Here is a 22796-nt window from a genome sequence, read left to right as displayed (position 1 = left end):
GAGACCTACAAGTCGAGCAGGGACGAAAGTCGGGCTTAGTGATCCGGTGGTTCCGCATGGAAGGGCCATCGCTCAACGGATAAAAGCTACCCCGGGGATAACAGGCTTATCTCCCCCAAGAGTCCACATCGACGGGGAGGTTTGGCACCTCGATGTCGGCTCATCGCATCCTGGGGCTGTAGTCGGTCCCAAGGGTTGGGCTGTTCGCCCATTAAAGCGGTACGCGAGCTGGGTTCAGAACGTCGTGAGACAGTTCGGTCCCTATCCGTCGTGGGCGCAGGAAATTTGAGAGGAGCTGTCCTTAGTACGAGAGGACCGGGATGGACACACCGCTGGTGTACCAGTTGTTCTGCCAAGAGCATGGCTGGGTAGCTATGTGTGGAAGGGATAAGTGCTGAAAGCATCTAAGCATGAAGCCCCCCTCAAGATGAGATTTCCCATAGCGTTAAGCTAGTAAGACCCCTGAGAGACGATCAGGTTGATAGGTCAGAGGTGGAAGCGTGGTGACACGTGGAGCTGACTGATACTAATCGGTCGAGGACTTAACTAACAAGTTTGATAATGACATTATCTAGTTTTGAGGGTACAAAAGTACAACTCAAATACAAATCAGGTGATTATTGCGAAGAGGTCACACCCGTTCCCATACCGAACACGGTAGTTAAGCTCTTCAGCGTCGATGGTAGTTGGGGGTTTCCCCCTGTGAGAGTAGAACGTCGCCTGGTAACAAAAAAACATCAGCCTAATAGCTGATGTTTTTTTGTATTTAAATTTGAAAATATTAACTCTTACCATAACTTTAACGACAAGTTTTATGAACACCAACAAGTTCACTTAAAAAATATTTAATAATGGAAACAATAATATTCATGCTGGGCAAACACCCTTAATTATAAATCTACATAACCTAGATTGAATGGAGGGAAAAATATGAGAGGAAGAATACTCAATTATTATGCAGGTGGTAATACTGCAAAAGGGTTTTATAATCTCTATGACTCAGCTTTAGAGGATTTAGATAAATTATTCATTCTAAAAGGTGGTCCAGGTACAGGGAAATCAACTTTAATGAAAACAATTGGAGAATTGATTGTAAATAAGGGAATCGATATTGAATATTTACATTGTTCTTCAGATACTAATTCAGTTGATGGCTTAATTATCCCGAAATTTCAAATAGGTATAGTGGACGGAACAGCGCCACATGTAATTGAACCAAAAGCTCCAGGGGTTATTGAAGAATATGTGAATTTAGGAGTTGCTTGGAATTCTAAGAAATTGGCCGTGCACAAGGAAACCATACTATCACTAAATGATGAAATTTCTAAGAAGTTTCAAAAAGCGTATGACACATTTGCGGCTTCCTTAAAGGCTCATGATGAAATTGAAGAGATTTATATATCGAATATGGACTTTTTAGAAGCTAATAAACTAACTGACGAATTGATAGCGCTATTTTATGGCAATGAAAGTAATACTGAAAAAGATTCCAAAGTAAAGCATAGATTTTTAGGTGCAGCAACTCCAAGTGGTGCGGTTGATTATATTCAAAATTTAACAGAAGAAATCGAAAAGCGATATTTTATTAAAGGTAGAGCTGGTTCTGGGAAATCAACAATGTTAAAGAAAATAGCAGCAACAGGAGAAGAAAGAGGATATGATGTAGAGATTTATCATTGTGGATTTGATCCAAACAGTCTTGATATGGTAATTATACCTGAAAAAGGTATTGCAATTTTTGATAGTACAGCACCACATGAATATTTTCCTGATCGTGAAAATGATGAAATTATTGATATGTATGAAAGATGCATTACACCAGGAACAGACGAGAAATACGCTACTGAAATAGAAAGAACAACGAATTCATATAAAGATAAAATGAAAGAAGCGATCTCTTATTTGGCTGAGGCTAAAGTTCTTAGAGACAAATTAGAAGCGATCTATGTTGGCGCTATGGACTTTACAAAAGTTGATAAGATTCAGTCAGAATTAATAGAGGAAATTGAAAGTATAATAAAAAATTAGTATTATTTATTTTGAAAAAGGTGTATCTACGAAGGTACACCTTTTCTTATTTCTGAAGAAGAGATTTATTAGTTCTTTTTAATCATTTATTTCTACTTTATTCTAAACGTATATAGAATTAATTGAATTTTCTCTATATTTTCGCAAGTTCTGATTTAAAACATGCGATTGAACTAAAATAATACGACACGTTTTTATTTATTTCATTTTATTATTCAAAGTTTCTACGTTTAAGAATAACCAATAATCATTTTTTTTGTTATTAATTGTAGAAAAATGTCAACTCAATTCGTAGGAAATTCCCCCAATTTACTTCAGTATATGATGAATGTACATTTAGATTGTATTTATTTACTTACATAATGGTAAGGGCTTAAGTTTAAGCAATTTGATCATCCTAGATTTATTAAACTACTAACCTCTTAATCATAGTATTAAAGCAAATACATAATAGAAATATTACGTCCATAATAAGGAGAGGGATTTCATGAAACTTCGTAAAATTTTACCGTTTAAGGTAATGTCCACAGTAGCAATCTCATCTTTGATTTTCTCATCATATACAGTACTTGCTGAAAAAAGTGATATAACAACTCAAGCGATAGAGGATCATGTTCCACAATTGCTAGATCAAAGTTCGAAAGGTAAAGTGGATTTATACAAAGATCATCAAAAGGAGGAGTCCGAGAAAACTTATAAACCTACTGATAAAGTTCGTTTTATAGTAGAAGTTGATCAACCTTCAACTTCTGAGACTTCAGCGTCAAAGAAAAAATCCTTATTTAAAGAAAAACAAAATAAAGTAATTGAAGAAATTACAAAGAAAAATAGAGCTAAATCAAATTCACCTAAATTAAAGCAACGTTTCTTTGAAGGGTTTAATGGATTTAGTGTTGAGACAGAGTATCAAAATTTGGATGAAATCAAGTCTACACCAGGTGTACTTAACGTAAGTGTTGCAAGAACATTCCATGAAACAATGGCAGCTAGTAAAGAGTTAGTACAAGCTCAAAAGGTTTGGAATCAATATGGCTACCAAGGAGAAGGTTTACTTGTTGCAGTTGTTGATTCTGGTATTGATTATACTCACAAGGACATGACGCTAACTGAAAAGGGGAAGCAAAAAGAAAAGTTAACCCAAGCTGGTATAAAAACTAAATTAGACGGTACTTCTGTAAATGATGTTTGGTACACCGATAAAGTACCAACAGGTTATGATTGGGCTGATCATGACACTGATATTATTCCTCGTGGTGATGGAAGTCCTCACGGTACGCATGTTGCAGGTACTATTGGTGCTAATGGTGACGAGGCAAATAGTGGTGTTCAAGGAATCGCTCCGGGGACTCAATTATTAGCTGAAAAAGTATTCTCCGATGTAGGTGGAGGTGCTTATGAAGATGATATCATAGCAGGAATAGAGCATGCAGTAACAATGGGTGCTGATGTTATCAATATGAGTTTAGGTGTTGATTCAGGATTTGTAGGTGAAGATTTTGATCCGGTTCAAAAAGCAATACGTGTAGCAACGGAACAAGGAACTTTAGTTGTAGTTGCTGCTGGAAACTCAGCTTACAGTACGAAACACAACTTATTATATCCTTCTGCTTATCAGCCATATGCTGAAAATCCAGATATTGGAACAGTAGGTGCACCTGGAGTAAGCCCTTTTGCTCTATCAGTTGCTTCTTATGAAAATACAAAAGTGCACTTAAATACTTTAGGAGATGTTAATGGTTTTAAACTTCCTTTCCAAGACCAAACGCAATTTGCTCCATCAAAAAACTTTAAACTTTCTAGAAATTTAACGCCTAATCAAGAATATGAAATGGTATATGTAGGAGAAGGTTCGAAGCCTACTGATTTTACTAATAAAAACGTAGAAGGAAAAATCGTCGTAGCTAAAATGAATAACCAATATACATCGTATTCGTTTGTTCAATTTAATGCGGCAAAATATAAAGCAAAAGCTGTAATTGTCATTCCACCTAGTAATATAGTAGATTATCCGATTTTAAGATTCAGCGAATTTTCAATTCCGGCTGCGACAACTGGTAAGGCTGTTGGTCAAGAATTAATAAATAAATTAGATAATAATCAAATTGTAAAGATGAAGTTAGACGGAGATACATGGATTGATAATCCAGATCAAAATATGATGTCTGATTTTTCATCATATGGCGCGCCAAGTACATTAGATTTTAAACCAGAAATCTCTGGTCCTGGGGGTAATATCTACTCAACTGTACCTGGAAATGATTATGAAGTGATGAGTGGTACGTCAATGGCAACACCTCATGTAGCAGGTGGTTCGACACTAGTATTACAGTCTCTTTATGAAAAAGGATTACAACATTCAGAAGATACAGCTCTAAAGGCTAAAATTGCATTAATGAATACATCGAGTGTTGTGATGGACCCTAAAACAAATGGAGAAGTGCCATATTCACCACGCATTCAAGGTTCTGGTTTAATGCAAATTCAGAATGCAATTAAAACACCCGTTATCGTAACAAGAAAAGATACTCCACTTGAGCAAGCAGGAGCAGTAGCGTTGAAAGAAATTAAAAACGATCGAGCGATTTTTAAATTAAATGTAGAATCTCTTGAAGCAAAGAATCCTAAAGAAGAATATGAGTACACAGTTAATGTAGACCTATTGACAGATGCAACTGAAACAAAACAATTTGACTTAGATGGCGATGGAACTTTGGATTCAAAAGATTATTTAACATTAAATAGTAAAAAAATTGAAGGCGCATCAGTTTATGTAAATGATCAAAGGATATCTAGTACAGATGGTGCTAAATTTAAAATTAAACCAGGACAAGAGAAAAACCTAACTGTAGAGATTCGTCTTCCTAGAACATTAAATGAAAATGCGTTTGTCGAAGGATTCGTAAGACTTGTTCCTAAAAATCAAACAAAAGCAGTACCTCTCACAATCCCATATATGGGCTTTAATGGTAGATGGGATGCGCCAAGAAATATCGATCCACCTGCATGGGAAAAAGATGCATTTTTAGGTTATACAGCATTATGGGATGGAACATCAGAACGTTATCCAAAAGGATATAATTCAACAACGGGTACTTTTGATCTTAACAAAATTGCTATTTCACCAAACTTCCATTTAAATGGAATTTATTCTTCATTTACAGCTTTAAGAAATTTAGCTAAAACTGAAATCTATATCGAAAATCAAAAAGGCAAAATGGTTAAATACCTTGGCGACTTTAGTGAATTTAATGGAACCCCATATAAATTTAGAAAAAATGTCATGTCATTTGGGGATACTAGCTACAACGAACTTTACGCTTGGAATATGACAGATGAAAATGGACAAGTTGTTCCTGATGGTGTTTATCATTACGTTATTCGTACAACTTTAGACTATCTAGGGGCAAAACCTCAAGAAGTAAAAATGCCAGTAAAAGTTGATTCGATTCTACCTAAAGTTACAGATATTAAGGTTACACCAAAAGATGGTGGGAAATATGAAGTTTCATGGAAGGGTACTGATGATGAAACTGGTTATGCTGCTTCGGTTGTCTGGGTTAATGGGAATTACTATTCACCAGGCGCAGCGCAAACATTACTAGTAAATGTTGAGCCAAAGAGTATTGTAATTGGTGGAGCTGACAACGCATTTAATCACTCTTATGCTACTTGGGGAGATCAAAGCTCCAAATATATGAGTGAATGGATGGTTCTGTCAAATGGTAGTATTTATCCTACTACAAACTTAAATAAAAACAGAGTAGCTTCAGTTGATTACTTTGCTCAAAACAGAGTAGATTGGACATTTAATGTAAAAGATGTAAACGGAAATATTGTAGATACTTTTGGATTTAAAAATGAACGAGAAATTCATATAAAATGGTTCCCAAAAGCAGATCTACCAAACGGCACATATTATATTTCTGCTGACGTAGTAACTAAAGATGGATTTAAAATAACATCAACTCCGACTAAACTAACGGTTCTTCAATAAAAGTCAATAATTGAAAAAGCTATCTTTCCTATTTATGATAGGGATAGATAGCTTTTTGTTTTTCATTTCTTATTCGATAATTGAAATCCGAATAACAAATAAAAAAATTACAGTTGCTATCGGTAATTTAATAAAAGTAGGCATCATAGAATGTATAAAACTGAGTAAAACACGAACATTAAAATATTTTTTAAGAAAAACATTCATATTTTATTGAAAAAAGAGTAATAAATTGATACTATAGAGATAGGAATTTTAGCAAACCTCATATAAGTTTGGGAATATGGCCCAAAAGTTTCTACCTAGTAACCTTAAATTACTGGACTATGAGGGGAAGTTAATCACACGTGTACGTTATTAGTATACGCCTAAGTAGATTATCTTTCTCGCCATAGAGGGATATTTCTATTTAGGCGTTTTTTGTTGGAAATTTATTGTAAAAAATAAAAAAATAGCGATAAACTTGGGGGAAAAGCAGATGAAACCGGTAGTTGGTGTCATTATGGGGAGTACAAGTGATTGGGAAACAATGAAAAATGCTTGTGATGTGTTAGATGAGCTAAATATTAGCTATGAGAAACGAGTTGTTTCGGCACATCGTACACCAGATTTAATGTTTGAGTATGCAGAATCAGCTAGAGAACGTGGTATTAAAGTAATCATTGCAGGTGCGGGTGGTGCTGCTCACTTACCAGGCATGGTAGCAGCAAAAACGACACTTCCAGTAATTGGTGTACCAGTACAATCAAAAGCTTTAAATGGATTAGATTCATTATTATCAATTGTACAAATGCCAGGTGGAGTACCTGTTGCAACTGTTGCAATTGGTAAAGCAGGTGCGACGAATGCAGGCTTACTTGCAGCTCAAGTATTAAGTATCCAAGATCAAGACGTTTATTTAGCATTAGAAACTCGTCGTGAAAACACTACTAAACAAGTTCTAGAAAGTAGTGAATCATTATGAATAACAAAGTAATACTACCAGGACAAACAATAGGGATCATCGGGGGAGGCCAACTTGGAAGAATGATGGCGCTTTCAGCGAAAGAAATGGGCTATAAAATAGCTGTTTTAGATCCTACTCCAAACTCACCTTGTGGGCAAGTATCTGATATAGAGATTACAGCTGAGTATTCTAATATAGAAGCAATTAAACAGCTTGCGAAAGTAAGTGATGTAATAACATATGAATTTGAAAATATTGATGTAAATGCACTTGAGTATTTAGATGAACATTCCTATTTACCTCAAGGTAGTGAGTTATTAAAGCTAACAAGAAATAGATTAACTGAAAAAACTGCTATTCAAAATTTAGGCATTAAGGTTGCTCCATTTCGATTAGTTGAAAATGAAGAACAATTTTCGGAAGCAGTTACGAATATAGGTTTACCAGCTGTGTTGAAAACGACAACTGGTGGTTATGACGGAAAAGGGCAAGTTGTATTAAGATCTGAAGAAGACTTTGTTGAAGCGTTAGAACTTGTAAAAAAACAGCAATGTATTCTTGAGGGCTGGGTTCCTTTTGTAAAAGAATTGTCAATAATTGTCGCAAGAAATAGTAATGGAGAGGTTAGTACGTTTCCAATCGCAGAAAATGTTCATATAAATCAAATTCTGCATACTTCATCTGTACCAGCAAATACCTCAAAATTAGTAATAGAAACAGCTGAGAACTATGCAAAAAAAGTAGCTAGCTCATTTCATCTTGTAGGTGTATTAGCAATTGAGTTATTTGTAACAGAAGATGAGCAGGTTTATATTAATGAATTAGCTCCGCGTCCACATAATACAGGACATTATACGATGGAGGCAGTTGAAACTTCACAGTTTAAGCAGCATATTCGAGCTGTTTGTAATTTACCATTAGGTAACACGGAATTACTAAAACCAGTTGTAATGGTGAATATATTAGGTGAACATGTTGAAGATGTATTGAATGTAATGCAAAATGATAGTACATTAAATGTCCATCTTTATGGTAAAGAAGAAAGCAAAAAAGGCCGTAAAATGGGACATATTAATATAATGGCAGCATCAACAGAACTAGCGATGCAAAAAGTACAACAGTTAGGGATTTGGAATCAAAGCCCGGTGGAGGTAAAAATATGATTGAACGTTATTCACGCCCAGAAATGGCAGCAATTTGGACAGAAGAAAACAAATTTAAAGCTTGGTTAGAAGTTGAAATCTTAGCATGTGAAGCATGGGCTGAATTAGGAGATATTCCTAAAGAAGACGTAAAAGTGTTACGTGAAAAAGCTTCTTTCGATATAAATCGAATTTATGAAATTGAAAAAGAAACACGTCATGATGTAGTTGCATTTACACGTGCAGTTTCTGAAACTCTAGGCGATGAGCGTAAATGGGTACATTATGGCTTAACTTCAACTGATGTAGTAGACACAGCACTTTCATACTTATTACGTCAGGCAAATGACATCTTATTAAAAGATTTAGAGAACTTCATTGGAATTCTTGAAACGAAAGCTAAAGAACATAAGTACACAGTAATGATGGGACGTACTCACGGTGTACATGCAGAACCAACTACTTTTGGATTAAAACTTGCTTTATGGACTGAAGAAATGAAACGTAACTTAGAGCGATTCAAGAATGCGGTTGAATCAGTTCGAGTAGGTAAAATCTCAGGCGCAGTTGGAACATACGCGAATATTCCTCCTTTTGTTGAACAATATGTTTGTGAAAAGTTAGGGATTCAAGCAGCTCCAATTTCAACTCAAACTTTACAACGTGATCGTCATGCTCATTACATGGCAACACTATCTTTAATTGCAACTTCAATTGAAAAGTTTGCAACTGAAGTACGTGGATTACAAAAAAGTGAAACACGTGAAGTTGAAGAATTCTTTGCAAAAGGTCAAAAAGGTTCATCTGCAATGCCTCATAAACGTAATCCAATCGGATCTGAAAATATGACAGGTTTAGCTCGTGTAATTAGAGGTCATATGGTAACGGCTTATGAAAATGTATCACTTTGGCATGAAAGAGATATCTCACATTCATCTGCGGAAAGAATTATCTTACCGGATGCAACAATACTTTTAAATTACATGTTAAATCGATTTGGAAATATTGTTAAAAACCTTACAGTTTTCCCTGAGAATATGAAACGTAATATGGATCGTACTTACGGATTAATTTATTCTCAACGTGTACTACTTGCTTTAATTGAAAAAGGAATGTCACGTGAAGAAGCTTATGACACTGTTCAACCAAAAGCAATGGAAGCATGGGAAACTCAAGTACAGTTTAAAGAGCTTGTAGAAGCAGAAGAAAAAATTACTTCTTTATTATCTCAAGAAGAAATTAATGATTGCTTTGACTACAGCTATCACTTAAGTCAAGTCGATACAATTTTTGAACGCTTAGGATTAAATTAATAAATGATTGTTTGGCTAAGATTAGAGAAATAAACTCTTAGCCAAACAATTCAAATAACTTAAAAAAGCATAAATTCTATTGGGTGTTTAAATGAGGATATGGGAGGCATTGTTAGCATGGCAGAGCAAGTAATGTTGTATGAGGGAAAAGCAAAAAGAATTTTCTCAACTGAGAATCCTGAAATTGTAAGAGTTGTATACAAAGATTCAGCAACTGCATTTAACGGTGAAAAGAAAGCAGAGATTGCTGGAAAAGGTCGCTTGAATAATGCAATTACTAGTTTACTATTTTCAAAGTTAATGGAATCAGGTATTGCATCTCATTTCGTAGAAAAAACATCAGAACTTGAACAACTTGTAAAACGAGTAACAATTATACCAATTGAAGTAGTTGTTAGAAATATCATTGCTGGTAGCTTATCGAAACGCATGGGATTAGATGAGGGAGTTAAGTTAGAAAAGCCAATCATTGAGTTTTATTACAAACGTGATGATTTAGGTGATCCAATTATTAATGAAGATCATATCGCTGCACTTAAACTAGCAACACCAGAAGAACTTGAAACAATTAAAGAGATTGCTCTCCGTGTTAATGATGTACTAGTAGAACAGTTTGATGCATGTAATGTTCGATTAGTTGATTTTAAATTAGAGTTTGGCAAATTAAATGATGGAACAATTTTGTTAGCAGATGAGATTTCACCAGATACTTGCCGATTATGGGATAAAGAGACAAACGCGAAATTTGATAAAGATGTATTCCGTAGAGATTTAGGTAACTTAACAGATGGATACGAAGAAATTTTAAAACGCTTAGGGGGATTATCATGTTCAAAGTAAGAGTATTCGTTACATTAAGAGAAAGTGTTTTAGATCCACAAGGAAATGCTGTTAAAAACGCACTTCACAGCATGAATTTTAGCGAAGTTCAAGATGTTCGTATCGGTAAATATATGGAATTATTAATTGATAAAAATGTTGCAGATTTAGATACAACTGTAAAAGAAATGTGTGAAAAGTTATTAGCAAACATCGTAATTGAAGATTACCGTTATGAGGTAGAGGAGGTAGTCGCACAGTGAAGTTTGCAGTAATTGTGTTCCCGGGCTCAAATTGTGATGTTGATATGTATCATGCAATCAAAGATGAGTTAGGCGAAGAAGTAGAATACGTATGGCATGATTCAACGAATTTAGATGAATTTGATGGTATCTTATTACCAGGTGGCTTCTCATATGGAGATTACTTACGCTCTGGCGCAATTGCAGGCTTTGCCAACGTGATGGATGCCGTGAAGAAAGCTGCTGCTGAAGGTAAACCAGTATTTGGCGTTTGTAACGGATTCCAAATTCTAACTGAAGCAGGTCTACTACCAGGTACTCTTAGACGTAATGAGAAATTAAAATTTATGTGTAAGCCTGTTGAGCTAGTTGTTGAAAACAATGAATCAATGTTTACAACTGGTTATGAAAAAGGTCAAGTAATAACAGTACCAATCGCACATGGTGAAGGAAATTACTATTGCGATCAAGAAACATATGAAGCACTTAAAAGTAATAATCAGATAATTTTCCGTTATCAAAATAATCCAAATGGTAGTTTAGATGATATCGCAGGAATTGTTAATGAAAAAGGAAATGTATTAGGAATGATGCCACACCCTGAGCGTGCAGTTGATGCATTATTAGGCTCAGCAGACGGACTTCAACTATTTCGTTCAATTGTAAGAAACTGGAGGGAAAACCATGTCGTTACTTCTTGAGCCAAATCCAATTCAAATTGAAAATGATAGAATTTATGCCACTATGGGCTTAACTGATGAAGAGTTTCAATTAATCAAATCAATTATTGGTCGCAATCCGAACTATACAGAGCTTGGATTATTCTCAGTAATGTGGTCAGAACATTGTAGTTATAAAAACTCAAAGCCTTTATTACGCAAATTCCCTGTAAGTGGTGAACATGTTTTACAAGGACCAGGTGAAGGTGCGGGTATCGTTGATATTGGCGATGAGCAAGCTGTAGTATTTAAAATCGAAAGCCATAATCACCCTTCTGCAATTGAACCATACCAAGGTGCTGCAACTGGTGTAGGTGGAATTATTCGTGACGTATTTTCAATGGGAGCACGTCCTGTTGCACTTCTAAATTCTTTACGCTTCGGTGAATTAGAAACGCCAAGAGTTAAGTATTTATTTGAAGAAGTAGTTGCAGGTATTGCTGGATATGGAAACTGTATTGGTATTCCAACAGTTGGTGGAGAAGTAAACTTCGATCCATGTTATGAAGGCAATCCTTTAGTAAATGCAATGTGTGTTGGATTAATTAATCATAAAGACATCAAAAAAGGTCAAGCGCATGGTGCTGGAAATACAGTAATGTATGTTGGTGCTTCAACTGGTCGTGATGGAATTCATGGTGCAACTTTTGCTTCTGAAGAGTTATCTGATGCATCTGATGAGAAACGTCCAGCGGTACAAGTAGGCGATCCATTTATGGAGAAGTTATTACTTGAAGCATGTTTAGAAGTAGTTCAAAATGACGCTCTTGTTGGTATTCAAGATATGGGTGCAGCTGGATTAACATCTTCATCTGCTGAAATGGCTTCAAAAGCTGGAATGGGAATTGAGATGAATCTTGATTTAGTTCCACAACGTGAAGCTGGTATGACAGCTTACGAAATGATGCTTTCAGAATCACAAGAACGTATGTTATTAGTTGTAGAAAAAGGCAGAGAGCAAGAAATCGTAGACTTATTTGAAAAGTATGATCTACATGCAGTATCTGTAGGCCGTGTTACTGACGATAAGATGCTTCGCTTACTTCATAAAGGTGAGGTTGTAGCTGAATTACCTGTAGATGCTCTTGCTGAAGAGGCACCTGTATATCATAAACCATCAACTGAACCAGCATATTATGGTGAGTTCCAAGCGATGGAAAACTATATTCCTGAAATTAATGATTCAAAAGAAACGTTAAAACAATTACTTTCTCAACCTACAATCGCAAGCAAAGAGTGGGTTTACGGTCAGTATGATTATATGGTTCGTACAAATACAGTAGTTGCTCCAGGTTCTGATGCTGCAGTAATCAGAATTCGTGATACTAAAAAAGCTCTAGCAATGACAACTGACTGTAATGCACGCTACTTATATTTAGATCCTGAAGTTGGTGGGAAAATTGCAGTAGCAGAAGCAGCACGTAATGTAATTTGTTCAGGAGCACGTCCTCTTGCAATTACAGATTGCTTAAACTTCGGAAATCCTGAAAAACCTGAGATTTTCTGGCAGTTAGAAAAAGCAACAGATGGTATGAGTGAAGCTTGTAATGTATTAAGTACTCCAGTAATCGGTGGTAACGTATCATTATATAACGAAACAAATGGTGAAGCAATTTACCCAACTCCTGTAGTAGGTATGGTAGGTCTAATTGAAGATGTTGATCATATCACAACTCAAAACTTTAAAACTGCTGGCGATTTAATTTATGTAATCGGTAATGCAGAAGCTGAATTCGGTGGAAGTGAGCTTCAAAAATTATTAAATGGCAAAATCTTTGGTAAAGCACCAAGCATTGATTTAGCTGTTGAATCTAGTCGCCAAGAGCAAATTCTTGCTGCTATCCAAGCAGGTGTAGTTGCTTCAGCACATGATATTTCTGAAGGTGGTTTAGCTGTAGCGATTGCAGAAAGCACATTTGGTCCGTCAGAAGTGGGTGCAACTATTACAATCGAAGGAAATGAAGTTGTTTCATTATTTAGTGAAACTCAATCACGTTTCTTACTTTCAGTTAAACCTGAACATAAAGAACAATTCGAAGCATTAGTAGATGCAAAGTTAATCGGTACAGTTACAGAAGAAACATCAGTAACAGTTCGTAATGAAAACAATGAAACAGTTCTTCATGCTTCAGTTGAGGAACTGAAACAGTCTTGGAAAGAGGCGATCCCATGCTTGCTGAAATAAAAGGACTAAACGAAGAGTGTGGAATATTTGGAATTTGGGGGCATACTGATGCTGCCCAAATCTCCTACTATGGTCTTCATAGTTTACAACATAGAGGCCAAGAAGGAGCTGGAATTGTTGTAACGAATGGAAATGAGCTTGAAGGTGCAAAAGGACTTGGTTTAATAACAGAAGTTTTCAGTAAAGGTCAATTAAATGATTTACACGGAAAAGCTGCTATTGGTCATGTTCGTTATGCAACTGCAGGCGGAGGCGGATATGAAAACGTTCAGCCTCTACTATTCCAATCGCATACTGGAAGCATAGCTCTTGCTCATAATGGTAATTTAGTAAATGCTTCAAGATTACGTAAAGATTTAGAGATGCAAGGAAGTATTTTTCAAACGACTTCTGATACTGAAGTACTTGCTCATTTAATTAAACGTAACGGTTCTGCTCCATTAAAGGATAGCATTAAAGCATCTTTAAATATGATCAAAGGAGCTTACGCTTACTTAGTTCTTACAAAAGATGCAATGTATGTTGCACTAGATCCTAATGGCTTTAGACCATTGGCGTTAGCTAAACTAGGTGACGCTTATGTAGTAGCTTCAGAGACGTGCGCATTTGATGTAGTCGGAGCAAAATATATCCGAGATATTAATCCGGGAGAATTACTGATTATTTCAGACAAAGGAGTGGAAACTGATCAGTTTACTTCTTCAGTTAATCACACAATTTGTAGTATGGAATATATTTATTTCTCTCGTCCTGATAGCAATATTGACAATATCAATGTTCATGCTGCACGTAAAAATATGGGGCGTGTATTAGCTAAAGAAGCTCCTGTTGAGGCAGATGTAGTAATTGGTGTTCCTGATTCAAGTATTTCAGCAGCAGTTGGTTACGCAGAAGAATCTGGTATTCCATATGAACTTGGATTGATTAAAAATCGCTATGTTGGTCGTACATTTATTCAACCTTCTCAAGAACTTAGAGAGCAAGGGGTTAAAATGAAACTTTCTCCAGTACGTTCGATCGTTGAGGGGAAACGTGTAGTAATGGTAGATGATTCAATCGTTCGTGGAACTACAAGCCGCCGAATCGTACAAATGTTACGTGATGCAGGTGCAAGTGAAGTTCATGTTCGTATTGGTGCACCACCATTGAAAAATCCATGCTATTACGGTATTGACACTTCTACAAGAGAAGAGTTAATTGCAGCAACTAATACAATAGAAGAAATTTGCGAAGAAATTGGTGCAGATTCATTAGAATTTATTAGTCTAGAAGGATTACTAAATGCTATTGGTAGAAATCATGAGGGACCAAATAGAGGTCAATGTACTGCATGCTTTACAGGGAAGTATCCAACAGTAATCTATGATGAAAATGAATTAGTACATTCTCATAATTAAAAAAATCGAGGCGGTGAGCAGTCGCCGCCTCTTTTCAATTGAATCTATTCATAAGGACTGAAAGGGGAAATCATCACATGGCGAATGCATATAAACAAGCTGGAGTAGATATCGAAGCTGGCTATGAAGCAGTGAACAGAATGAAAAAACACGTTCAAAAAACAATGCGTCAAGAAGTTCTTGGTGGATTAGGCGGATTTGGAGGAATGTTTGATCTTTCCAAATTCAACTATAAAGAACCAGTTCTTGTATCAGGTACAGATGGAGTAGGAACAAAATTAAAATTAGCTTTCCAAATGGACCGTCACGATACGATTGGCATTGATGCAGTCGCGATGTGTGTGAATGATATTGTGGTTCAAGGTGCGGAGCCTTTATTTTTCCTAGATTACTTAGCAGTTGGCAAGGCTGTACCTGAACGAATTGAACAAATTGTAAAAGGTGTATCTGATGGTTGCGTTCAAGCAGGCTGCTCATTAGTTGGTGGAGAAACTGCAGAAATGCCTGGTATGTATCCAGAGGATGAATATGATATTGCTGGTTTTGCAGTAGGGATTGTTGACAAACCGAAGCTTGTAACAGGACAAAGCATTAAAGAAGGAGATATCTTACTAGGAATTTCATCAAATGGGATCCATAGTAATGGTTATTCTCTAGTTCGTAAGGTTTTATTAGAAAAAGGTGGCTTAACGCTTGATCAACACATTGAGAAATTAGGTCATACTTTAGGCGAAGAACTACTTCGTCCAACTAAAATTTATGTAAAACCAATCTTAAATGTCCTTAAAAAGTTTGAAGTAAAAGGTATGGCACATATTACTGGTGGTGGGTTTATTGAAAATATTCCTAGAATGCTACCAGAAGGAATTGGTGCAGAAATTGATTACGGTTCATGGCCAATCCAACCAATCTTTGATTTATTAGAAGAGATTGGTGAATTGAAGCGCGAAGAAATGTTTAATATTTTTAATATGGGAATTGGTATGGTTCTTGCTGTTAGTGAAGAGAACTTACATGACACGATTAAACTATTAGAAGAAGACGGTGAAAAAGTATTTATTATCGGAAGAACAAAAGCAGGTGAAGGTGTAACCTTTGGTGGAGGTTCTCTGTAATGAAGAAGATTGCCGTATTTGCTTCAGGTAATGGCAGTAACTTTCAAGCCATTCTTGATGCAACTCTAAACGGAGAAGTGAATGCTGAAGTGAAACTACTTGTTTGTGATCGTCCAAATGCATTTTGTATCGAACGAGCAAAGCAAGCAAATATTCCATCATTTATATTTTCAGCGAAAAACTATGAATCAAAAGAGCAGTATGAAGGTGAAATTATTGCTCATCTCAAAGAGTTAAATGTCGAATTTATCGTTTTAGCTGGCTATATGAGATTAATTGGTCCGACAATTTTAGACTCATTTCCTGGGAAAATTGTAAATATTCATCCTTCATTTCTACCATTATTTCCTGGAAAAGACGCAATTGGTCAAGCTCTCCTAGCTGGTGTCGAATCGACTGGTGTAACGGTTCATTATGTCGATGAAGGTATGGATACTGGTCCAATTATTGCACAAGAAGAAATTCTGATTGAAAAGGGAGATTCTAAGGAGTCTCTTGAGAAGAAGGTTCATAGTGTCGAGCATGTTTTATATGTGCAAACACTAAAAAAATTGTTTAGTTAACTAGATTAGAGAATAGCATGAAATCGATTAGTTGGGGGAATGGATCGTGAAAAAACGAGCTTTAGTTAGTGTTTCAGATAAACAAGGAATTATTGAATTCGTAAGTGGATTAATTAAACATGATTTTGAAGTTATTTCAACAGGTGGAACTTTTAATTTATTAAAAGATGCTGGATTAAATGTAATTGGTATTTCAGAAGTAACTAACTTTCCAGAAATTATGGACGGTCGTGTAAAAACATTACACCCTTCAATTCACGGAGGTTTACTAGGAGTTCGTTCAAATGAAGAACATATGCGTCAAATGAACGAGTTAGGTATTCAGCCAATCGATTTAGTTTGTGTAAATTTATATCCGTTTAAAGAAACAATCATGAAGCCTGATGTTACATTTGAAGATGCAATTGAAAATATCGATATCGGTGGACCTACAATGCTTCGTTCAGCAGCTAAAAACCATGAGTTTGTATCGGTAGTAGTTGACCCGACAGATTATGAAGTAATTTTAGCTGAGTTAGCTGAAAATAATACAGTTTCGATTGAAACGAACCGTCGATTAGCTGCTAAAGTTTTCCGTCACACTGCAGCTTATGATTCACTAATTTCTAATTATTTAACAGAGCAAGTAGGAGAAGAAAATCCTGAAAGCTATACTGTTACTTACGAATTAAAACAATCTTTACGATATGGTGAAAATCCACACCAAAAAGCAACATTCTATCGTGCTCCAATGCCAACAGTTTCTTCTATTGCTTATGCGGAGCAATTACATGGTAAAGAGCTTTCTTATAATAATATTAATGACGCTAATGAAGCCTTAAATATTGTACGCGAATTCTCAAATCCGGCTGTTGTCGCTGTAAAACATATGAATCCTTGTGGAGTAGGAGAAGGAACGACAATTGAAGAAGCTTATGATCGTGCTTATACTGCTGATCCAGTTTCAATTTTTGGAGGAATTATTGCGACAAACCGTGAAGTTGATGCTGCAACAGCTAAGAAAATGCACGAATTATTCTTAGAAATTATTATCGCTCCTTCATTCAGTGAAGAGGCTTTAGAAATCTTAACTAGTAAAAAGAACTTACGTTTATTAACAGTAGACTTAGAAACTAAACCTACGTTTGCACCTAAATTAACGACAGTTCATGGTGGCTTATTACGTCAAGATATGGATACGTTTGGATTAGATGATGCTCAAATTACAGTTCCTACAAAACGTCAACCAACTGAAGAAGAGTGGGAGAACTTAAAATTAGGCTGGAAAGTTGTAAAGCATGTTAAATCAAATGCAATTGTTTTAGCAAAAGATCATATGACAATCGGTGTTGGCGCAGGTCAAATGAATCGCGTTGGAGCTGCAAAAATTGCAATTGAACAAGCTGGCGAAAAATCAATTGGCTCAGCATTAGCTTCAGATGCATTTTTCCCTATGAATGACACAGTAGAAGCAGCGGCTAAAGCTGGTATTACTGCAATTATTCAACCAGGCGGATCAATCAAAGATGAAGATTCAATTAAAAAAGCTGATGAATATGGCATTGCAATGGTCTTTACAGGGGTTCGTCACTTTAAACATTAAGAAATAAGGAGATGACAAGATGAAAGTATTAGTCATTGGTCGCGGAGGCCGTGAGCATACAATTGCTTGGAAGGTAAATCAATCGGAGAATGTAACAGATGTATTTGTTGCTCCAGGAAACGATGGGATGATTGATGTTGCAACACTTGTCAATATTGATGAAAGTGACCATGAAGCACTTATTGCATTTGCAAAGAAGGAAGAAATTGATTTAACAATCGTTGGTCCTGAAGTTCCTTTAATGAACGGAATTGTAAATGATTTTCGCGCTGCTAATTTAAAGATTTTTGGTCCAACTAAGGAAGCGGCAATTATTGAAGGAAGTAAAAGCTTTACAAAGGATTTAATGAAAAAATACGCTATACCTACTGCAGCATATGAAACATTTACTCAATTTGAGGATGCAAAAGCATATGTTGAAAAAGTTGGTGCACCAATTGTAATTAAAGCTGATGGATTAGCAGCTGGTAAAGGTGTAGTTGTAGCGATGACAGTTGAAGAAGCAATCATAAGTCTTCATGACATGCTACTAGATGAAAAGTACGGCGATGCAAGTGCATCTGTAGTAATCGAAGAATATTTAGAGGGCGAAGAATTCTCGCTAATGTCATTTGTTAACGGGAATAAGGTTTATCCGATGGTAATCGCTCAAGACCATAAACGTGCTTATGATGGAGACAAAGGACCTAATACGGGTGGTATGGGTGCATATTCTCCAGTACCACAAATTTCAGAGTCAGTTGTAGAACAATCTTTAAAAGAAATAGTTATCCCAGTCGCAGAAGCAATGATTTCTGAAGGAAGACATTTTACTGGAATCCTATATGCAGGTTTAATGTTAACAAGCCAAGGACCTAAAGTAATCGAGTTTAATGCAAGATTTGGGGATCCAGAAACTGAAGTTGTATTACCACGTTTAGAAAGTGATTTAGCTGAAGTCTTATTAGGGATATTAAATGAAGAAGAAATCCAATTAGAGTGGTCAGAAGAAGCTGTAGTTGGAGTTGTGCTTGCTGCAAATGGATATCCTGAAGTTCCTGAAAAAGGCGCAGTAATCACTGGATTAAATAATGTAAGTGAAGAAACAATGGTTTTCCACGCAGGTACAAAACTTGAAAATAATGAATATGTTACAAATGGTGGAAGAGTTTTAATTATTGCACATAAAGGAAGCTCAATTAATGCAGCTTGCGAAAATGTTTATAAGCAAATTGATACGATTCAATCAACTGGCTTATTCTATCGCCACGATATAGGACATAAAGCAATTAAAGTAAATAATTAATAAGATAAAGGTCGTCATTAATGTTCAATGGCGACCTTTTTTCTTGTTGGAATAAGAACTGGTGTTCTGTTTTGTCTATACAATCTACTCCATTTTTGATAAACTACTTTTATGAAGGTTGAATGTAATCTTCGAATGGATCTTCCTCGTTGTGTTTATCTGCCTTAACCTTACATTTCTTACCTAGTGCAGTCATTGGGCAAAAACGTAGTACTCCCTCTGCAACTTTCATGGCACCGATTATGATCAAAATAATGACAGAATTACTACATCTTCTGCGTGTAAGTTTAGCTGTGCCGTAAGCTAAGAGTGTAAAGCCAGCAGTTATACGTATAAGTGCATTGATTATGCTAATATTTGGTCTCAACAGTAACTCCCCTTATAATAAGTATCAGTGACTACATCACTCTTTACCATTTTTCCCTTTAATTGTTTCATTATCATAGGAAACAATTAGTATTAGTTACTTAAAATGGGGACGTAGGGTTACTTTTCCTTTTTAAGTAAGATACAATACATTTATATTTTTGATAAAAATACTTAATAAATATAGATAAATTAATGAAAAAAAAATTTTGGAGGACAAAATGTACGATTATTCACAATGGAATCACATATTTAAATTAGATCCAAACAAAGATATCACTGATGATGATTTAGAAAAAATTTGTGAATCAGGAACGGATGCAATTTTAGTTGGTGGAACGGACGGTGTAACGTTAGATGCTACGATATCACTTCTTGTTAGAATAAGACGTTACGCAGTACCATGTATTTTAGAAGTATCAAATCTAGAAGCCGTAACTCCTGGTTATGATTTTTATTTTATCCCGACAGTATTAAATAGCAATGACCCAAAGTGGATTGTCGGAATGCATCAACAGGCAATGAAAGAATTCGCACATTTAGTTCATGCTGAAGAATTGGTAATGGAAGGTTATTGTATTTTAAATGAAAATTGTAAGGCCGCAAAGCAGACAAGTGCAGTGACAGATCTTTCAATCGAAGATATTGTCGCTTATGCGGAAGTTTCTGAGCAATTATTAAAATTACCGATATTTTATTTAGAATATAGCGGCATCTATGGTTCACCACAGGTGGTAGAAGAAGTATCAAAAGTATTAAACAATACGAAATTATTCTATGGTGGAGGAATTTCATCAGCTCAACAAGCAATTGAGATGAAGCAATTTGCTGATACGATTGTTGTTGGGAACATTATCTATGATAACTTACAAGAGGCTTTACTTACTGTGAAAGCTGTGAGAGAAGGAGCGACGAAGTAATGAAAACAGCAGAAGAATTATTGCAAGGTTTAAATCCAATGCAAAAAGAAGCCGTTAAAACGGTTGATGGTCCTTTATTAATTATGGCTGGAGCAGGTTCAGGTAAAACTCGAGTACTAACGCATCGAATTGCGTATTTATTAGGCGAAAAAGGTGTAGCTCCTTGGAATATACTTGCGATTACATTTACAAATAAAGCAGCTAGAGAGATGCAAGAGCGTATTTTTAATCTAGTTGGAAAAGATGCAGAGGATATTTGGGTTTCGACATTTCACTCAATGTGTGTAAGGATCCTTCGTAGAGATATTGATCGAATTGGCTTCAATAGAAGTTTTTCTATTTTAGATACAGCTGACCAATTAACAGTCATAAAAAATATTCTTAAAGAGAAAAACTTAGATTCTAAGAAATTTGATCCACGTAGTATTTTAGGGACGATTAGTAGTGCAAAAAATGAACTACAAACTGCTGCTGATTATACAAGAGATGCTTTTACTCCTTATGAAAAAGTTGTTGGAGAAATTTATGCATCTTATCAAGATCGACTACGCAAAAATCATTCTTTAGACTTCGATGATTTAATTATGATGACAATCAATTTATTTGAACGTGTTCCAGAAGTACTACAATATTATCAACGAAAATTTCAATATATTCACGTGGATGAGTATCAAGACACAAACCACGCTCAATATAAAATTGTAAAATTACTTGCAGAGCAATTCAAAAATATTTGCGTTGTAGGTGATTCTGATCAATCAATTTATCGCTGGCGTGGAGCAGATATTTCTAATATCCTTTCATTCGAAAAAGATTACGAAAAAGCACAAGTTATTCTGTTAGAACAAAACTATCGTTCGACTCAAACGATACTTGATGCAGCTAACGCAGTGATTACGAATAATTCGAATCGTAAAGCAAAAAAGCTATGGACAGAAAATGGACAAGGTACGCCGATTCATTATTTTAGAGCTGCTTCCGAACAAGATGAAGGCTATTTCGTAGCTGGTAAGCTTGCACAGTGGAAAAAAGAAGGCGTTCGTCAATATGGCGATGTTGCAATTCTATATCGTACAAATGCACAATCACGTGCAATGGAGGAAGTTTTAGTTAAGTCTAATATTCCTTATAAAATGGTCGGCGGAGTAAAGTTCTATGATCGTAAAGAGATTAAAGATGTACTTGCTTACTTAAGGTTTATTGCCAATCCTGATGATGAAATCAGTTTTTCAAGAATTATTAATGTACCAAAACGTGGCGTCGGAGCGGCATCTGTAGATAAAATTATTAACTATAGCATAATGAATGACTTATCTTTATCTGATACTTTAGAGCAAATAGATTTCGTTGGATTAAGTGGGAAAATTACGAAAGCAGTTGGAGATTTCCATGCTATGACAAAAAACTGGCAACAGATGCTAGATTATTTATCAGTAACTGAACTAGTTGAAGAAGTACTTGATAAAACAGGCTATATCCAAATGTTAAAAGATGAAAATACAATTGAATCTGCTTCTAGAATCGAAAATATTGAAGAGTTTTTAACTGTTACAAATGCTTTTGAAGAAAGTAGTGAAGATAAAAGTTTAGTATCATTTTTAACTGATTTAGCCTTAGTTTCTGATATCGATCAAGCGGACAAAGAAGAGTCACAAACAGATGAAGTTATCCTTATGACGCTTCATTCTGCAAAAGGATTAGAGTTCCCAGTTGTCTTTCTAATAGGTTTGGAAGAAGGTATTTTCCCTCATAGCCGATCTTTAATGGACGAAGAAGAAATGGAAGAAGAAAGAAGATTAGCATATGTAGGTATAACACGTGCGGAAAAGGAGTTATACATTACAAATGCTCAAACACGTACACTTTATGGGCGTACAAGTATAAACCAAGAATCTCGCTTTATTAATGAAATTCCTGATGAACTTTTAGATCGTGCAAATAAGAAAGTAGTAACTGAGCGCCGTGCTGTATCGAGACCAGTAGTAGCAATGAAAACAACGGGTGGCGAGTCACTTGGTTGGAGAGTTGGAGATAAAGCTTCTCATGGTAAATGGGGAATTGGTACAGTTGTGAGTGTAAAAGGAGAAGGCGAAGCAATGGAGTTAGATATTGCATTCCCAAGTCCTGTTGGTATTAAGCGGTTATTAGCAAAATTTGCTCCAATTACGAAAGCATAGAAG

17 protein-coding genes, 2 rRNA genes and 1 riboswitch (1 of these 20 cut by a window edge) are annotated in these 22796 nt (G+C 35.7%); of the genes, 18 read left to right on the top strand and 1 reads right to left on the bottom strand.

The genetic code is table 11. From position 1 onward, the window contains the following. The 16 genes from ACSBO6_RS19815 to purD form a co-directional block, all read left to right on the top strand. Positions 1-550, top strand: a 23S ribosomal RNA gene (locus tag ACSBO6_RS19815) (it extends 2388 nt beyond the left edge of the window). Between the two features lie 59 nt (positions 551-609). Next, a 5S ribosomal RNA gene (gene rrf / locus ACSBO6_RS19810) occupies positions 610-725 on the top strand. Positions 726-930: 205 nt separating this feature from the next. Then, complete coding sequence (locus ACSBO6_RS19805; RefSeq protein WP_498843922.1) at positions 931-2028, top strand: PRK06851 family protein; 1098 nt, start codon at positions 931-933, stop codon at positions 2026-2028. A gap of 487 nt (positions 2029-2515) precedes the next feature. Further along, a complete protein-coding gene (locus ACSBO6_RS19800; RefSeq protein ID WP_498843921.1) occupies positions 2516-6022 on the top strand; it encodes a S8 family serine peptidase in 3507 nt (1168 codons plus the stop codon). A 245-nt stretch (positions 6023-6267) separates the two neighbouring features. Further along, positions 6268-6369: riboswitch (purine riboswitch) on the top strand. Positions 6370-6500: 131 nt separating this feature from the next. Beyond that, positions 6501-6986, top strand: a complete 486-nt coding sequence (gene purE / locus ACSBO6_RS19795) for a 5-(carboxyamino)imidazole ribonucleotide mutase (protein ID WP_098846126.1) — start codon at positions 6501-6503, stop codon at positions 6984-6986. Further along, positions 6983-8131: a 5-(carboxyamino)imidazole ribonucleotide synthase gene (purK, locus tag ACSBO6_RS19790; protein ID WP_098846127.1), complete on the top strand. Its 1149-nt coding sequence runs from the start codon at positions 6983-6985 to the stop codon at positions 8129-8131. The genes purE and purK overlap by 4 nt, the downstream gene beginning before the upstream one ends. Beyond that, positions 8128-9423 (top strand): adenylosuccinate lyase, encoded by a 1296-nt coding sequence (purB, locus tag ACSBO6_RS19785; RefSeq protein WP_098846128.1) that lies wholly within the window; start codon positions 8128-8130, stop codon positions 9421-9423. Before purK ends, purB begins: the two co-directional genes overlap by 4 nt. Before the next feature lie 117 nt (positions 9424-9540). Beyond that, positions 9541-10263 carry a phosphoribosylaminoimidazolesuccinocarboxamide synthase gene (gene purC / locus ACSBO6_RS19780; RefSeq protein ID WP_098846129.1) on the top strand — a complete coding sequence of 241 codons (723 nt, stop codon included), beginning with the start codon at positions 9541-9543 and terminating at the stop codon, positions 10261-10263. Beyond that, complete coding sequence (gene purS / locus ACSBO6_RS19775) at positions 10251-10505, top strand: phosphoribosylformylglycinamidine synthase subunit PurS (protein ID WP_069032645.1); 255 nt, start codon at positions 10251-10253, stop codon at positions 10503-10505. The genes purC and purS overlap by 13 nt, the downstream gene beginning before the upstream one ends. Then, positions 10502-11185, top strand: a complete 684-nt coding sequence (gene purQ, locus ACSBO6_RS19770) for a phosphoribosylformylglycinamidine synthase subunit PurQ (RefSeq protein ID WP_098846130.1) — start codon at positions 10502-10504, stop codon at positions 11183-11185. Before purS ends, purQ begins: the two co-directional genes overlap by 4 nt. Next, positions 11169-13388: a phosphoribosylformylglycinamidine synthase subunit PurL gene (gene purL, locus ACSBO6_RS19765; protein ID WP_098846131.1), complete on the top strand. Its 2220-nt coding sequence runs from the start codon at positions 11169-11171 to the stop codon at positions 13386-13388. Before purQ ends, purL begins: the two co-directional genes overlap by 17 nt. Beyond that, a complete protein-coding gene (gene purF / locus ACSBO6_RS19760; protein ID WP_098846132.1) occupies positions 13373-14785 on the top strand; it encodes an amidophosphoribosyltransferase in 1413 nt (470 codons plus the stop codon). The genes purL and purF overlap by 16 nt, the downstream gene beginning before the upstream one ends. A gap of 77 nt (positions 14786-14862) precedes the next feature. Further along, positions 14863-15900 carry a phosphoribosylformylglycinamidine cyclo-ligase gene (gene purM / locus ACSBO6_RS19755; protein ID WP_098846133.1) on the top strand — a complete coding sequence of 346 codons (1038 nt, stop codon included), beginning with the start codon at positions 14863-14865 and terminating at the stop codon, positions 15898-15900. Next, positions 15900-16463, top strand: coding sequence for a phosphoribosylglycinamide formyltransferase (gene purN, locus ACSBO6_RS19750; protein ID WP_098846134.1), 564 nt, complete (start codon positions 15900-15902; stop codon positions 16461-16463). Before purM ends, purN begins: the two co-directional genes overlap by 1 nt. 46 nt (positions 16464-16509) lie before the next feature. Further along, the gene (purH, locus tag ACSBO6_RS19745; protein ID WP_098846135.1) at positions 16510-18045 is read left to right on the top strand and encodes a bifunctional phosphoribosylaminoimidazolecarboxamide formyltransferase/IMP cyclohydrolase; all 1536 of its coding nucleotides are present in this window, start codon (positions 16510-16512) and stop codon (positions 18043-18045) included. A gap of 19 nt (positions 18046-18064) precedes the next feature. Further along, positions 18065-19330, top strand: a complete 1266-nt coding sequence (gene purD, locus ACSBO6_RS19740) for a phosphoribosylamine--glycine ligase (RefSeq protein ID WP_098846136.1) — start codon at positions 18065-18067, stop codon at positions 19328-19330. Between the two features lie 109 nt (positions 19331-19439). On the opposite strand, the gene ACSBO6_RS19735 is transcribed toward purD, so the two are convergent. Further along, positions 19440-19697, bottom strand: coding sequence for a YgaP family membrane protein (locus ACSBO6_RS19735; RefSeq protein WP_498843920.1), 258 nt, complete (start codon positions 19695-19697; stop codon positions 19440-19442). A gap of 220 nt (positions 19698-19917) precedes the next feature. Between ACSBO6_RS19735 and pcrB the strand changes: the two genes are divergently transcribed. Together pcrB and pcrA are read left to right on the top strand one after the other, a co-directional pair. Beyond that, a complete protein-coding gene (gene pcrB / locus ACSBO6_RS19730) occupies positions 19918-20616 on the top strand; it encodes a heptaprenylglyceryl phosphate synthase (protein WP_498843919.1) in 699 nt (232 codons plus the stop codon). After that, positions 20616-22793, top strand: coding sequence for a DNA helicase PcrA (gene pcrA / locus ACSBO6_RS19725; protein WP_498843918.1), 2178 nt, complete (start codon positions 20616-20618; stop codon positions 22791-22793). Before pcrB ends, pcrA begins: the two co-directional genes overlap by 1 nt. Positions 22794-22796 lie beyond the last annotated feature (3 nt).

The organism is Bacillus sp. AL-1R (assembly GCF_052180195.1).
Taxonomy (GTDB): Bacteria; Bacillota; Bacilli; order Bacillales; family Bacillaceae_G; genus Gottfriedia.
Note: the sequence above shows the minus strand (reverse complement) of the source record. Positions and strands in the feature narration are given on the sequence as shown.

Excerpts from the sequence above, each read along its gene's own strand:
- ACSBO6_RS19805 (WP_498843922.1), top strand. The coding sequence starts at position 931 with ATGAGAGGAAGAATACTCAATTATTATGCAGGTGGTAATACTGCAAAA.
- ACSBO6_RS19800 (WP_498843921.1), top strand. The coding sequence starts at position 2,516 with ATGAAACTTCGTAAAATTTTACCGTTTAAGGTAATGTCCACAGTAGCA.
- purE (WP_098846126.1), top strand. The coding sequence starts at position 6,501 with ATGAAACCGGTAGTTGGTGTCATTATGGGGAGTACAAGTGATTGGGAA.
- purK (WP_098846127.1), top strand. The coding sequence starts at position 6,983 with ATGAATAACAAAGTAATACTACCAGGACAAACAATAGGGATCATCGGG.
- purB (WP_098846128.1), top strand. The coding sequence starts at position 8,128 with ATGATTGAACGTTATTCACGCCCAGAAATGGCAGCAATTTGGACAGAA.
- purC (WP_098846129.1), top strand. The coding sequence starts at position 9,541 with ATGGCAGAGCAAGTAATGTTGTATGAGGGAAAAGCAAAAAGAATTTTC.
- purS (WP_069032645.1), top strand. The coding sequence starts at position 10,251 with ATGTTCAAAGTAAGAGTATTCGTTACATTAAGAGAAAGTGTTTTAGAT.
- purL (WP_098846131.1), top strand. The coding sequence starts at position 11,169 with ATGTCGTTACTTCTTGAGCCAAATCCAATTCAAATTGAAAATGATAGA.
- purF (WP_098846132.1), top strand. The coding sequence starts at position 13,373 with ATGCTTGCTGAAATAAAAGGACTAAACGAAGAGTGTGGAATATTTGGA.
- purM (WP_098846133.1), top strand. The coding sequence starts at position 14,863 with ATGGCGAATGCATATAAACAAGCTGGAGTAGATATCGAAGCTGGCTAT.
- purN (WP_098846134.1), top strand. The coding sequence starts at position 15,900 with ATGAAGAAGATTGCCGTATTTGCTTCAGGTAATGGCAGTAACTTTCAA.
- purD (WP_098846136.1), top strand. The coding sequence starts at position 18,065 with ATGAAAGTATTAGTCATTGGTCGCGGAGGCCGTGAGCATACAATTGCT.
- pcrB (WP_498843919.1), top strand. The coding sequence starts at position 19,918 with ATGTACGATTATTCACAATGGAATCACATATTTAAATTAGATCCAAAC.
- pcrA (WP_498843918.1), top strand. The coding sequence starts at position 20,616 with ATGAAAACAGCAGAAGAATTATTGCAAGGTTTAAATCCAATGCAAAAA.